The following is a 13,904-nucleotide window of genomic DNA, read 5'->3' as shown; positions in this document are numbered from 1 at the left end:
TTATTACGATTATTTATTTTCTATAATTCCGGCAGAGATAAACGCCTGATTGAGATAAGTTTCATTTTCTGAAGGATGGCGCAATTCTGCTTCGGGAACACCTTTACTATTAGCAATTGCCGCTACCCTGCCCTGCTTATGAAAGGCAACCGCAGGAAAGCTTTTCGCAATAGGGTCTTTGTAAGCTTGTTGCGGGGAAATAATCTTCCAGCCTTTGCTGCGCAAATGTTGAATCAAATCGCCAACGAATAGAGCAGCCGCATCATTTTCATGCAGCAGCAATACATGCCGTGGTGATCGTTTTAAGGATTTTTTTGCAATTGCATCGTAAAATTCAATCGATTCATACAGACTTTTTACATAAAAGTCCCGCGCCTTTTCATAATTTATGGTTTTCTTTTCTTCCGCCGCTTTGGTAATTAGCGAGCTGATATACCAATCAAAATTATCGATAGTCACGTAGCCATCTTTGTACCCCAACTCCCTAAGTAAATTTTGCAACTGATTAATCTCAGTAAGATCTTTACCGTAATGAAGAAAGGGAAATCGATGGTAATTCAGGACATTAGCAAAGGGTTTCAAAGCCAGATGCGCTTTATAGGCATCCTGCGCATAGGCATTTACGCCTAGTTGATTGGCAGACTGATGGGTAAAGCTATGGCTCGCCAAATGGAAGCCCGCATCAGTGTACTGCGTTAGACGCCCTGCTGTTTGCGGGTTTATATAATCGGCTTTAACAAAGAATAATGCATCGGGCACATCGGCGAGCTTCAGAGCTGCAATTAACTTCTGTGTACGCTCCGCACCCGTCATTAACACTGAATCAGGCGTCGGAGCATCGTCAAAGGTTAGCGAGATTTCGCGGGCAAAACAAATCGATGAAATAACGGCACTCAGCAAGATTAAAAAACGAACAATTACAATCTTCATACAACTTCCTGATTATTATACGATCCATCCTTCAGGCAATAACCCAAAAGAAAACGGGAGCATGTTACAGCAATAAGCTGACATTACTCCCGTGGTATAGTTCACTATCTTTTAATAGATGCAATCAGGGGTGCTTGGGCGGACAATGGTAGCTTTGTTTAATCTCGTCACCATCCACCGAATGCAAATGAACATCAAAGCCCCATAAACGGTGCAAGTGTTTTAAGACTTCCTCGGTGGATTCACCCAGCGGACGGCGATTGTGCATGTAGTGATGCAGAGTCAACGAGCGATCTCCGCGCACCTCTACTTTGTAGACTTGAATATTGGGTTCGCGATTCCCCAGGTTATATTGACCAGCCAGATTTTCACGCAGTTTGCGAAAGCCGCGTTCATTGTGGATTGCATCGACACGAATTTTTTCCTGCTGATCGTCATCAACTATGCTGAACAGTTTTAAATCGCGCATAACTTTAGGGGACAAAAACTGCAGGATAAAACTTTCATCTTTAAAGTTTTTCATCGCGAACTGCAGCGTTTCTTTCCAATTAGAGCCAGCAATTTCTGGAAACCAGGTACGGTCTTCATCGGTAGGATTTTCACACATCCGACGAATGTCACTCATGATCGAAAAACCCAAGGTGTAAGGGTTAATACCGCTAAAATAAGGGTGATCATAAGCAGGTTGAGCAATGACGCCGGTGTGCGACTGCAAAAACTCCATGATAAAGCCATCCGTCACATAACCGCGCGCATGCAGCTCATTCAGTAGCGTGTAATGCCAAAAAGTTGCCCAACCTTCATTCATCACCTGGGTTTGGCGCTGCGGATAAAAATACTGGGCAATTTTGCGCACAATACGGATTACTTCCCGCTGCCATGGTTCCAAAAGGGGTGAATTTTTTTCCAGGAAATAGAGAATGTTTTCCTGCGGCTCTTGAGGGAAACGGGGTTCATTTTTATGTGCATCGGCGTTGGCCGACTTAGGAATAGTTCGCCACAGATCATTTACATGTTTGCGCAAATACTCCTCTCGCTCACTCTGGCGCCGCTCTTCTTCCTGAGCAGAAATAGGATAAGGACGTTTGTATCTATCCACGCCGTAATTCATTAACGCGTGACAGGAATCCAAAATATCTTCAACCGCGCTAATGCCGTAACGTTCTTCGCATTTACTGATATAGTTTTTCGCGAACACCAGATAATCGATAATCGAACTTGCATCCGTCCAGGTGCGGAATAAATAATTACCTTTAAAAAACGAGTTATGCCCATAGCACGCATGAGCGATGACCAGCGTTTGCATGGTCATGGTATTTTCTTCCATTAAATACGCAATACAGGGGTTGGAGTTGATTACAATTTCATATGCCAACCCCATTTGCCCGCGTTTGTAGGAATGCTCAGTACTCAGCAACTGTTTCCCGTACGACCAATGACTATAACCTATAGGCATTCCCACCGATGAATAGGCATCCATCATTTGCTCGGAACTAATCACTTCAATTTGATTGGGGTAGGTATCCAAACCAAACTCTTCCGCCAAACCAGCAAGAACTTGATCCACTTCGCGAATCAAATCAAAGTTCCATTCAGAGGTGGTAAACAGTGGATTTTTCATGCGACCTTCTTATGGAATAGCTCACGGAATACCGGATAAATATCGCCCACACCGCGAATATGCTGTAGTGCAAAACTCTCGGGAAATTGCTCTTGAATCGTTTCGTAAACGCTCCACAATGCCTGATGCTCATTGTTGGTAATTTCTATATAAGAAAAATACTGGCAACTAGGCAGGAGCTCATCCACTAAAATATCGCGGCACACATCAGAGTCTTCACCCCAGTTATCACCGTCGGAAGCCTGGGCGCCATAGATATTCCATTGCTCTGGCGAATAGCGATCTTTGATAATTTCTTGCATCAAGCGCAACGCACTGGATACCACCGTACCGCCAGTCTCGCGCGAATGGAAAAACTCATCTTCATCCACTTCTTTCGCACTGGTGTGATGACGAATAAATACGATTTCTGTTTTTTCGTAATTGCGTTGCAGGAATAAATAAAGAAGGATGAAAAAGCGTTTGGCGATGTCTTTGGTGGCCTGGTCCATTGAACCGGAAACATCCATAATGCAAAACATGACGGCCTTAGAGCGCGGCACTGGTTGCTTGATCATCAAATTGTATTTGAGATCGAAAGTGTCCAACCATGGCACTTTACTGATGGAACGCTCCAGCTTGGCGATCGCCGCAAGCAATTCGTTGTAACGTGCCGAATCGCGCTTTGCCTCCGGAGATTTTTCCAACTCAGCTAACTCTTCTTGCAAGGCCTGTAATTGTCTACGTTTGCCACCGGTCAACGCCAAGCGCCGCATATTGGCAGAACGTAAGGAGCGCACAATATTAATTCGACCCGGCTGCCCCTCGTTGGCAATACCACCGCGCACGGTTTTAAACTCTTCCAAACCCGACAATTGGCGCTTGATCAAATTGGGTAGTTCAAGCCCATCGAACATAAAGTCCAAAAATTCTTCTTGTGAAAGTGTGAATGAAAAGTCATCCATTCCTTCACCGGAATCACTGGCTTTACCGCCGCCGCCCTGCCCCTCGCCACCTTGTGGCCGCGCTATTTTATCGCCTTCCGAGAAATGCTTGTTACCCGGCAGCACGCGCTCATTAAGCCCCCCCTGACCGTGATGAATAATAGGTTCACTAATATCACGCCCGGGAATACTGACCTTACCACCTTTATCAATGTCGGTAATTGAGCGTTCATTAACCGCATCGGATACCGCTTTCTGAATTTGGTGGCGATAACGCCGCAAAAAGCGCTGGCGGTTTACAGCGCTTTTGTTTTTGGCATTGAGACGTCGATCAATTATGTAACTCATAACCCAACCTTAACTTTTTATAAAGCAATAGTGTTTCAGGTTACCTTTGTACTGCCCTTACCTTTCACTTAAACGTTTTGCGTTTTTTCGCTAAGCCCTCTCAGGTTAATTCATCGTTTACTGGGATTTTCTTACCCTCAAATACCATTCAGAAAGCAAGCGCACTTGCTTTTCAGTGTACCCACGCTCCACCATACGCTGGACAAAATCATGATGCTTTTTCTTGTCTTGTACAGACGCCTTGGCGTTAAACGATATCACTGGCAACAAGTCCTCGGTATTTGAGAACATTTTCTTCTCAATCACTATGCGCAATTTTTCATAGCCGCGCCAATCAGGATTTTTTCCCGCATTGCTCGCCTTGGCACGCAACACAAAGTTGACAATCTCATTGCGAAAATCTTTGGGATTACTAATACCCGCCGGCTTCTCAATTTTCTCCAGTTCATCATTGAGCGAAGAGCGATTGAGTATTTCTCCCGTTTCCGGATCGCGATACTCCTGATCCTGAATCCAGAAATCCGCATAAGTCACGTAGCGATCAAAAATGTTTTGACCATATTCTGCATAGGATTCCAGATACGCGGTTTGGATTTCTTTACCAATAAAGTCCACATATTTAGGCGAAATGAATTCTTTTAAGGCATTCAGGTATTTATCCTGCACCTCTTTGGGGAATTGTTCCTGCTCGATTTGTTGTTCCAGCACATACATCAGGTGTACGGGGTTAGCGGCGATTTCAGTTGGATCAAAGTTAAATACCTTGGATAAAATTTTGAACGAGAATCGCGTTGACAGTCCATTCATTCCTTCATCCACACCAGCCGCATCTTTATATTCTTGCAAGGACTTTGCACGTGGATCCGTATCTTTCAGGTTTTCACCATCATAGATACGCATTTTAGAGTAGATGTTGGAGTTTTCTGGTTCTTTAATACGCGATAACACGGAAAATTGCGCAAGCATTCGCAATGTGTCCGGCGCACAAGGTGCCTTGGACAAGGAAGAGTGTTGCAGCAATTTTTCGTAGATTTTCATTTCCTCGGTAACCCGTAAACAGTAAGGCACCTTGACGATGTAAACACGGTCAATAAATGCTTCATTGTTTTTGTTGTTGCGGAAGTTTTGCCATTCAGACTCGTTAGAGTGCGCAAGAATGATCCCGTCGAACGGAATTGCTCCCAAGCCTTCCGTACTATTGAAATTCCCCTCCTGCGTTGCCGTTAACAACGGGTGCAACACCTTGATGGGAGCCTTGAACATCTCTACGAATTCCATTAACCCCTGGTTAGCGCGACACAGGCCACCACTAAAGCTATAAGCATCTGGGTCGTTTTGTGGAAACTCTTCCAATTGACGAATATCAACCTTACCCACTAGCGAGGAAATATCCTGATTATTTTCATCACCCGGTTCAGTTTTGGTAATCGCTATCTGGTTCAGTATGGAAGGAAAAACCTTTACCACTTTGAACTGGGTAATATCACCCCGAAACTCTTGTAAACGTTTTGCCGCCCAAGGTGACATGATAGATTTAATGTAGCGGGGAGGAATGCCATAGTCTTCCTGCAGGATTTTGCCATCTTCTTCCGGATTAAATAGCCCTAATGGCGATTCAAATACCGGTGAGCCTTTGATGCAATAGATCGGCATTTTTTCCATCAATGTTTTTAGCATCTCCGCCAGTGATGATTTACCGCCACCTACCGGCCCTAAGAGATAAAGAATTTGTTTCTTTTCCTCCAGTCCCTGTGCAGCATGTTTGAAAAACGACACAATTTGCTGGATCGATTCTTCCATACCATAAAACTCGCCAAACGCTTTGTACCGTTTGATGATTTTATTGGAAAAAATTCTACTGAGGCGAGGATCTTGAGAAGTATCAACCAACTCCGGGTCACCAATGGCCATCAACATACGTTCTGCAGCCGAGGCATAAACACTGGGGTCTTTTTTGCAGAGTTCGAGATACTCCTTAATCGTTAACTCTTCCTGCTGGGTAGCTTCAAAACGTTCGCGATAATGACTGAATATACTCATAATCTACCTCGGGTTAGCGATTAAAGCGGTAAGCACAGATCAATAAGACAGCAATTAATTCAAGTTATTCCCACTTTGGAAAATGCGGTAGCTCGTTATCCCTAAGCATAGCCCTAAATTTCTCAAGTATTAAAAGTAATAACAATTAATTGACTGATTTCTCGTTAAGCTTTTACACTCAAAAAACGCGCCAAGTAATGCATCTATTTATGTAAATTTTTGCGCTACACTGGGTAATCATCAAATTCACAGAGGCCAAACGCCTTTAGGCTTACGTTTTATAAATTCATGATTTCTATCCCTTGGCTCAGTACTGACAATCTGCAATTTCCACCTCCCGTGTACGCACTGGAAGACCCCAATGGATTGTTAGCTGTTGGTGGAGATCTTTCCCCGGAACGGATACTTGCGGCTTATCACCAGGGAATTTTTCCGTGGTTCAATCCGGGTGATCCGATTTTGTGGTGGAGCCCCAGCCCGCGCACAGTGATTTATCCAGAACAACTCCATATTTCCAAAAGTCTGCGCAAATTGCTGCGCAAAGAAATTTATCGTGTAACCTTTGATAATTGTTTTGAAAATGTTATGCGCGCTTGCGCGGGACCACGCGACTACGCCGATGGAACCTGGATTAGCGAGGAAATTATCGCTGGCTACACTGCCCTGCATCATCGCGGCTTTGCGCACTCCGTTGAAGTCTGGCAGGAAAATCAATTAGTTGGCGGACTTTATGGGATGGCGTTAGGGCGGGTATTTTTCGGCGAGTCCATGTTTAGTCGTGCGGACAACGCTTCCAAATTCGGTTTTGCTCATTTGGTCAGGCAATTACGCCAGTGGGATTTCCAGCTGATCGATTGTCAAGTCGCCAACGATCACTTATTTAGTTTGGGCGCAGTCGAAATTCCCCGTGAAGAGTTTCAAAAAATACTGGTAAACTTTGTTCATCAGCCGAGTGTGTCTTCCCAACCCTGGTCAACTTTGGCAATTACCCCTTGGGAATAACCGGATTTGCGCGAGGCGGTCATGTCCGACTTATCAACATTAAAATTATTTGCCACTCAGCCACACCCCTGCAGTTATCTGGATGGGCAGGAAGCCACTACGGTTTTTGTCGATCCGGATGCGAAAATAGATCCATCGCTTTACACCCAATTATCACAGTTGGGATTTCGTCGCAGTGGAGCCCACTTGTATCGTCCGCAGTGCTTGCGTTGCCAGGCCTGTGTTTCCTGCCGAATTCCCGTTAAATTATTTAGACCCAATCGCACTCAACGTCGGTGTTTACAGCGCAATAACGATTTAGCGCTACATATCACCTATAACATCAATACCGTTGAGCATTACAACCTCTATGCGCGATACATCGAAGGGCGCCATCAGGATGGCGATATGTATCCTCCATCCGAGGAGCAATATAAAGCGTTTCTCACCAGCGAATGGGGCATTACCCAATACATAGAACTGCGTCACGAAGGCAGGTTGATAGGTCTTTCTGTTTGCGATCAATTGGGGGATGGTTTATCAGCCGTCTATACCTTTTACGATCCCGCCGAAGAGCATCGCAGCCTGGGCAAGTTCGCAATTCTGGCGCAGATAGACAAAGCACGAACCATGGATCTGGATTACCTCTATTTAGGATACTGGATTAAGGATTGTGAGAAGATGAACTATAAAACCCAGTATCGCCCCCTGGAACTGCTCGTAAACCGTCGCTGGATGCGGCTTAACTGAGCAATTAAATCCTCATTTTCACCAATACAGGCCGAAAGCAGCGGCAAAACCCGCTTTTCTACCTTATTCCACTTGGCGGCTCTGGTTAATTAAGGCACAATTCACGCCTATTTTTTTACCCCCCTCTATTACCTTGCCGTGATAGACAAGAACTATTGAAACCCTGAGGAAGCTGCCGCATGGCAAAAGACGATTGCATTGAATTTGACGGTGAAGTGGTTGATACCCTCCCCAACACCACCTTTCGCGTAAAACTGGAAAATGGACATGTGGTAATTGCCCACATCTCTGGCAAGATGCGCAAAAACTACATCCGCATTCTGACAGGAGATAAGGTCAAGGTTGAGATGACTCCCTATGACCTGACCAAAGGCCGAATTACCTATCGCGCCCGCTAATACCCAGAACTTCTCGCTTCCAAAAAAGCAGTTACGCAAAAACAAAAAGCCGCACTCACGTGCGGCTTTTGCGTTCTAACAATGACAACAATTTAATCAGGCTGGCTGCGCAGCCTGCTTGGCTTTGACCTCGATAGTGATTTTATCCTCTATCGGATCAACATCTACATCTACTGTTCCACCACCACTAGATAAGGTTCCGAAAAGGATCTCCTCCGCCAGGGGCTTTTTAAGCTTGTCTTGAATTAAGCGAGCCATTGGGCGGGCTCCCATTTTCACATCATAACCATGAATCGCCAGCCACTCACGAGCTTCATCACTAATTTCCAGAGTGACATGCTTATCATCCAGCTGGGTCTGTAACTCCATCAGGAACTTGTCAACCACAGTTTTAATGGTATTCAACGTCAGAGAAGCAAACTGCACAATCGCATCCAGACGGTTGCGGAATTCAGGCGTAAACATTTTCTTGATAGCTTCCATACCGTCAGTAGCGTGATCCTGATGAGTGAAACCTATCGAGGCACGACTCATCACCTCCGCACCGGCGTTAGTAGTCATAATCAAAATTACGTTGCGGAAATCCGCCTTGCGCCCATTGTTGTCAGTAAGGGTGCCGTGATCCATAACCTGCAACAGCAAGTTGAAAACCTCTGGATGCGCCTTCTCAATCTCATCCAGCAACAAAACGCAGTGCGGTTGCTTGGTGATTGCATCCGTTAACAATCCACCCTGATCAAACCCCACATAACCAGGAGGCGCACCAATCAAGCGCGATACCGTGTGACGCTCCATATATTCAGACATATCAAAGCGTACCAACTCCATCCCCATGCATTTAGCAAGTTGACGACAAACTTCCGTTTTACCTACGCCCGTAGGACCAGCAAACAGGAAGGAGCCAATTGGCTTTTCTGCCGAACCCAGCCCTGCTCGTGACAATTTGATGGCTGTGGCCAAGGTGTCAATTGCCTCATCCTGGCCAAACACAGTCATCTTCAAATTCTGATCAAGTTTGCGCAATTGCTCTTTATCAGAAGAAGACACACTTTTTGGAGGTATGCGCGCAATTTTGGCAACCACATTTTCTACATCAGTAACACCAATCGTTTTCTTACGTTTGCTTGGCGCAAGCAATTGTTGGTACGCCCCTGCTTCATCAATTACATCAATCGCCTTGTCCGGTAAGAAACGGTCATTGATATAGCGCTCGGCCAGTTCCGCGGCTGCACGCAAAGCGGCATCGGTGTAACGCAAGTTGTGATGCTTTTCAAAACGGCTCTTAAGCCCTTTGAGAATCTGATAGGTTTCATCGACTGTTGGCTCATTCACATCCACCTTCTGGAAGCGGCGAGAGAGCGCACGATCTTTATCAAAAATTCCGCGGAATTCCTGATAGGTCGTGGAGCCCATACAGCGAATTTCGCCGGATGATAGCAATGGTTTCAACAAGTTAGAGGCATCCATCACACCGCCCGATGCAGCACCGGCACCAATAATGGTATGAATTTCATCGATAAATAAAATCGAATTTTTTTGCTTCTTCAGTTCATTTAACAAGCTTTTGAAACGCTTTTCGAAGTCGCCACGATACTTGGTCCCAGCTAACAAAGCCCCCATATCCAACGAAAATACAATGCTGTCTGCCAGGGATTCAGGAACATCACCATCAACGATACGTTTGGCCAACCCCTCTGCAATCGCCGTTTTTCCTACACCCGACTCCCCAACCAGCAAAGGGTTGTTTTTACGGCGGCGAGAGAGAATCTGGCAAACGCGCTCCACCTCAAACTCGCGCCCCACTAACGGATCGATCCGCCCTTGCATCGCTGCTTCATTGAGATTGGTAGCAAAATTTTCCAACGGACTTTGTGCGGCGGATTCGCCTGTAGCAGATTCCTCGTCCTGCCCTTCTTGCGAATTATGGTGATGATCACTGCTGTGATCATTATTGCCAGCCACTTTGTGAATACCGTGAGTGATGAAGTTGACCACATCTATTCGGGCAATGCTTTGTTGTTTCAGGTAATAAACGGCCTGGCTTTCTTGCTCACTAAAGATAGCCACCAATACATTTGCACCAGTAACTTCTTGTTTGCCGGAAGATTGAACATGGAATACTGCGCGTTGCAGTACGCGCTGGAACCCGAGTGTTGGCTGGGTTTCACGCTCGCTGTCATTTTCAGGGATAAGTGGAGTGGTGGAATCGACAAACTCGATTAATTCTTTGCGTAAACTAATTAAATCAGCACCGCAAGCGCGTAATACATTTGCCGCCGAATCATTATCGATGAGCGCGAGTAACAAATGCTCAACGGTCATGAATTCGTGTCGCTTGGAGCGCGCACCTTTGAAAGCAAGATTTAAGGTTACTTCCAGATCTTTACTTAACATTGCGCCTACCCTCTTCTAACCAACAAAAATAACTTCTTTACGACTTACTGCTCATCTTCAACCGCTTCAATTTCACATAACAGCGGATGTTGATTCTCTCTTGCATATTGATTCACTTGCGCCGCTTTAGTTTCAGCAATATCACGAGTATAGATACCACAAACTGCTTTGCCGTGAACATGTACCGTTAACATCACATGGGTAGCTTTTTCGCGCGACATGGAAAAAAACACTTCCAAAATTTCCACCACGAAATCCATGGGTGTGTAGTCATCATTCAGTAATACCACCTTGTACATAGGTGGCCGCTTTAACTTGGGTTTTGATGTTACTACAGCAAGACCGCCATCCGATTCATCGGCAGAATTGTCATCATCTTTACCTAAGGTTAGTTGAAGCTTGTGGAGATTGCCCATAGAGATTTAATACAAAATAAAAAATGATTGGATGTTTAAACGTATTGTAACCCATCGGCATAACAAGCCCTAATCCATCCCAATCGACGCAAATACAGGATAAATGCTTGACTTTGGGTCAATTGTTGGATAAAAAAAGAGCGCCGATGCACATTAATACGGCACTTTGCTTAGATTGGGGCACTTATCGCAAATAACAATAAAATACTTGGCCGCTTAAAAGCATAAGTTAAATGCACTAGTCCCTCTAGGTAAATCTCTCGTCCATGACCCCGAGCAATTGCAGTACTTGGGACAATAATAACGACAGTGATGTTTTTCAAGGGCATCACTCGGGCAGAAGGATTCCAAATCATGCCAACAGGCACAGTCAAATGGTTTAATAACGCAAAAGGTTACGGCTTTATTCTTGCGGATGAAGGCGGTGAGGACTTATTTGCACACTATTCAGCCATAACCATGGAGGGTTATAAGACCCTCAAGGCGGGCCAACAGGTAACTTTCGAGATAACTAAAGGGGATAAAGGGCTCCACGCAGTCAATATCTCTGCACCAGCCAATGCCAGCCCGCAATTTAGCGAACGAACAAACCCTATTCCTGCGTGAAATAGCGCCTCAACGTAATTAATATGCAAAAAAAAGCCTCTCGTGTTTCCACCAGAGGCTTTTTGTAGAGCAATCCGACTAAGGCTGAACTTTGCTTAGCTCAAGCTTGCCAATGCGGCGTTAAAGGTTGCACTTGGACGCATGGCCGCCGATGTTTTTGCAAAATCCGGGTGATAGTAACCACCTAACTCCACAGTCTTACCGCCCGCTGCAATCAATTCAGCAACAATCTTGGTTTCATTCTCGGTCAAGGTCTTGGCCAATGGAGCAAATTGCGCCGCTAGCGCAGCATCGTCAGTTTGAGCTGCAAGAGTCTGGGCCCAATAGAGCGCAAGATAGAAATGACTACCGCGGTTATCAAACTCACCTACCGCACGGCCTGGCGACTTATTGTTGTCGAGGAACAAACCATTCGCCTGATCCAGCGCTTTAGCCAGCACTTTAGCTTTGGCATTGCCGGTAATGTTGCCGTAGTGATCCAACGACTCCGCAAGGGCCAGGAACTCACCGAGGGAATCCCAACGCAGGTGACCTTCTTCCACAAACTGCTGTACGTGCTTGGGTGCAGATCCACCAGCGCCAGTCTCAAACAGACCACCACCATTCATCAGTGGAACGATCGAGAGCATTTTTGCAGAGGTTCCCAATTCCATAATCGGGAACAAATCGGTCAAATAATCACGCAGCACGTTGCCGGTCACGGAAATAGTGTCTTTACCTTCACGGATACGATCCAACGAGAATTGGGTCGCCTCTTCCGGGGTTTTGATATGGATTTCCAAACCGCTAGTGTCGTGATTTTTCAGGTAAGTATTTACCTTGGCAATCAACTGCGCATCATGCGCACGCGCGGGGTTCAACCAGAATACTGCAGGAGTGTTAGAGGCGCGAGCACGGTTAACAGCCAGCTTTACCCAATCCTGGATTGGAGCATCTTTTACTTGGCACATACGCCAAATATCGCCCTGCTCCACCGCTTGCTCCAACAAAACTTTACCAGTGGCATCAACTACGCGCACAACGCCATCTGCGGGGATTTGGAAAGTTTTATCGTGTGAGCCGTATTCTTCAGCGGCTTGCGCCATCAAACCTACGTTAGGCACGCTACCCATGGTTTTTGGATCGAAAGCACCGTGCTTTTTACAGTCATCAATAACGACCTGATAAACACCCGCGTAACAACGATCTGGAATACAAGCTTTGGTGTCCTGCAGTTTGCCTTCGGCATTCCACATTTTGCCTGAATCGCGAATCATCGCCGGCATGGAGGCATCAACAATCACGTCACTTGGAACATGGAGGTTAGTAATACCCTTATCGGAATTTACCATTGCTAATTGTGGACGGGTTGCATAAAGCGCTTTAATGTCCGCTTCAATTTCTGCTTGCTTGTCCGCTGGCAAAGATTTGATCTTGGTATAAAGATCACCAATTCCGTTATTTACATCTACAGCCAGCTCGGCCAGAACAGCAGCGTGTTTCTCCAGCACTGGAGCGTAATAAACGGACACGAAATGGCCAAAGATAATTGGGTCGGACACTTTCATCATGGTCGCTTTCAGGTGAATTGAAAGCAACACGCCAGTATTTTTAGCATCTTCAATTTGTGCAGCAATGTATGTACGCAAGGCTTTTTTGCTCAGAACCGAAGCGTCGATAATTTCGCCTGCCTGAACTTTGGTAGTTTCTTTCAGCACTTTGGTGCTGCCATCTTTACCCACCAGTTCGATTTTGACAGTGCCGGCTTCAGCAACAGTGGTAGATTTTTCGCTACCGAAGAAATCGTTGGCATCCATGTGAGCAACATGGGATTTGGAATCTGCAGCCCAAGCACCCATTTTGTGGGGGTTTTTACGCGCGTAATTTTTTACCGACAAAGGCGCACGACGGTCAGAGTTACCTTCACGCAGAACCGGGTTTACCGCTGAACCTTTGATTTTATCGTAGCGGGATTTTGCATCTTTTTCCGCGTCATTCGTTGGGTTTTCCGGGTAATCTGGCAGGTTGTAACCTTGGGATTGCAATTCTTTAATCGCCGCTTTCAACTGCGGAATAGACGCACTGATATTTGGCAGCTTAATAATGTTCGCTTCTGGCGTGGTCGCTAATTGACCTAACTCCGCCAGATGGTCACCGATACGCTGTGCATCGGTTAGGCGCTCAGGGAAGGCGGCAATGATGCGGCCTGACAGAGAAATATCGCGGGTTTCAATCACTACACCGGAAGACTTGGTGTATGCCTGAACAATCGGCAAGAGGGAATAAGTGGCAAGAGCGGGGGCTTCGTCGGTTTGGGTGTAGATAATTTTTGAATCTGTCATTTAAAGATGGCTCCATCAATTCATGCGGCTCGGCCTTGTGAGCTCTACCATTTACGAGTATGAAAATTTAGAAAAAGAGCCCCGCCACAGGGAACAACTACCCCTTGCCAGAGCGTCGGCGATTCTACACCTAAGGCGGCGTTTATGCATGGGTTATGTTGCTTTGGCGATAAGGC

The 13,904-nt window shown here is 45.9% G+C and carries 11 protein-coding genes; 4 read left to right on the top strand and 7 right to left on the bottom strand.

Annotated elements, in window-relative coordinates; all coding sequences use genetic code 11:
- Positions 1–9: 9 nt before the first annotated feature.
- The 4 genes from D0C16_RS23420 to D0C16_RS23405 form a co-directional block, all read right to left on the bottom strand.
- Positions 10–930: a polysaccharide deacetylase family protein gene (locus D0C16_RS23420; protein WP_225318832.1), complete on the bottom strand. Its 921-nt coding sequence runs from the start codon at positions 928–930 to the stop codon at positions 10–12.
- A gap of 124 nt (positions 931–1,054) precedes the next feature.
- On the bottom strand, positions 1,055–2,551 hold the full coding sequence (locus D0C16_RS23415; protein ID WP_151034652.1) for a SpoVR family protein: 1,497 nt from the start codon (positions 2,549–2,551) through the stop codon (positions 1,055–1,057).
- A complete protein-coding gene (locus D0C16_RS23410) occupies positions 2,548–3,822 on the bottom strand; it encodes a YeaH/YhbH family protein (protein ID WP_151034651.1) in 1,275 nt (424 codons plus the stop codon). Before D0C16_RS23410 ends, D0C16_RS23415 begins: the two co-directional genes overlap by 4 nt.
- Positions 3,823–3,939: 117 nt before the next feature.
- The gene (locus D0C16_RS23405; protein ID WP_151034650.1) at positions 3,940–5,862 is read right to left on the bottom strand and encodes a PrkA family serine protein kinase; all 1,923 of its coding nucleotides are present in this window, start codon (positions 5,860–5,862) and stop codon (positions 3,940–3,942) included.
- 288 nt (positions 5,863–6,150) lie between these two features.
- Between D0C16_RS23405 and aat the strand changes: the two genes are divergently transcribed.
- From aat to infA, 3 genes are all read left to right on the top strand, one after another.
- A complete protein-coding gene (aat, locus tag D0C16_RS23400; RefSeq protein WP_151034649.1) occupies positions 6,151–6,864 on the top strand; it encodes a leucyl/phenylalanyl-tRNA--protein transferase in 714 nt (237 codons plus the stop codon).
- A 21-nt stretch (positions 6,865–6,885) separates the two neighbouring features.
- Positions 6,886–7,593, top strand: a complete 708-nt coding sequence (locus tag D0C16_RS23395; protein WP_151034648.1) for an arginyltransferase — start codon at positions 6,886–6,888, stop codon at positions 7,591–7,593.
- A gap of 179 nt (positions 7,594–7,772) precedes the next feature.
- A complete protein-coding gene (infA, locus tag D0C16_RS23390; RefSeq protein WP_039916411.1) occupies positions 7,773–7,991 on the top strand; it encodes a translation initiation factor IF-1 in 219 nt (72 codons plus the stop codon).
- Positions 7,992–8,087: 96 nt separating this feature from the next.
- Here infA and clpA read toward each other — a convergent pair whose 3' ends face one another.
- Both clpA and clpS read right to left on the bottom strand, forming a co-directional pair.
- Positions 8,088–10,385 carry an ATP-dependent Clp protease ATP-binding subunit ClpA gene (gene clpA / locus D0C16_RS23385; RefSeq protein ID WP_151034647.1) on the bottom strand — a complete coding sequence of 766 codons (2,298 nt, stop codon included), beginning with the start codon at positions 10,383–10,385 and terminating at the stop codon, positions 8,088–8,090.
- 44 nt (positions 10,386–10,429) lie between these two features.
- On the bottom strand, positions 10,430–10,801 hold the full coding sequence (clpS, locus tag D0C16_RS23380) for an ATP-dependent Clp protease adapter ClpS (RefSeq protein ID WP_151034646.1): 372 nt from the start codon (positions 10,799–10,801) through the stop codon (positions 10,430–10,432).
- A gap of 354 nt (positions 10,802–11,155) precedes the next feature.
- Between clpS and cspD the strand changes: the two genes are divergently transcribed.
- Positions 11,156–11,407, top strand: a complete 252-nt coding sequence (gene cspD / locus D0C16_RS23375; RefSeq protein ID WP_151034645.1) for a cold shock domain-containing protein CspD — start codon at positions 11,156–11,158, stop codon at positions 11,405–11,407.
- A gap of 95 nt (positions 11,408–11,502) precedes the next feature.
- Here cspD and D0C16_RS23370 read toward each other — a convergent pair whose 3' ends face one another.
- Positions 11,503–13,728, bottom strand: coding sequence for an NADP-dependent isocitrate dehydrogenase (locus D0C16_RS23370; RefSeq protein WP_151034644.1), 2,226 nt, complete (start codon positions 13,726–13,728; stop codon positions 11,503–11,505).
- Positions 13,729–13,904 lie beyond the last annotated feature (176 nt).

Source organism: Cellvibrio sp. KY-GH-1 (genome assembly GCF_008806975.1).
Taxonomy (GTDB): Bacteria; Pseudomonadota; Gammaproteobacteria; order Pseudomonadales; family Cellvibrionaceae; genus Cellvibrio.
This window is presented reverse-complemented; position numbering and strand designations above follow the sequence as displayed.

What these genes read in the sequence shown, in the direction of transcription:
- D0C16_RS23420 (WP_225318832.1), bottom strand. Translation starts at nt 930, where the DNA reads ATGAAGATTGTAATTGTTCGTTTTTTAATCTTGCTGAGTGCCGTTATT.
- D0C16_RS23415 (WP_151034652.1), bottom strand. Translation starts at nt 2,551, where the DNA reads ATGAAAAATCCACTGTTTACCACCTCTGAATGGAACTTTGATTTGATT.
- D0C16_RS23410 (WP_151034651.1), bottom strand. Translation starts at nt 3,822, where the DNA reads ATGAGTTACATAATTGATCGACGTCTCAATGCCAAAAACAAAAGCGCT.
- D0C16_RS23405 (WP_151034650.1), bottom strand. Translation starts at nt 5,862, where the DNA reads ATGAGTATATTCAGTCATTATCGCGAACGTTTTGAAGCTACCCAGCAG.
- aat (WP_151034649.1), top strand. Translation starts at nt 6,151, where the DNA reads ATGATTTCTATCCCTTGGCTCAGTACTGACAATCTGCAATTTCCACCT.
- D0C16_RS23395 (WP_151034648.1), top strand. Translation starts at nt 6,886, where the DNA reads ATGTCCGACTTATCAACATTAAAATTATTTGCCACTCAGCCACACCCC.
- infA (WP_039916411.1), top strand. Translation starts at nt 7,773, where the DNA reads ATGGCAAAAGACGATTGCATTGAATTTGACGGTGAAGTGGTTGATACC.
- clpA (WP_151034647.1), bottom strand. Translation starts at nt 10,385, where the DNA reads ATGTTAAGTAAAGATCTGGAAGTAACCTTAAATCTTGCTTTCAAAGGT.
- clpS (WP_151034646.1), bottom strand. Translation starts at nt 10,801, where the DNA reads ATGGGCAATCTCCACAAGCTTCAACTAACCTTAGGTAAAGATGATGAC.
- cspD (WP_151034645.1), top strand. Translation starts at nt 11,156, where the DNA reads ATGCCAACAGGCACAGTCAAATGGTTTAATAACGCAAAAGGTTACGGC.
- D0C16_RS23370 (WP_151034644.1), bottom strand. Translation starts at nt 13,728, where the DNA reads ATGACAGATTCAAAAATTATCTACACCCAAACCGACGAAGCCCCCGCT.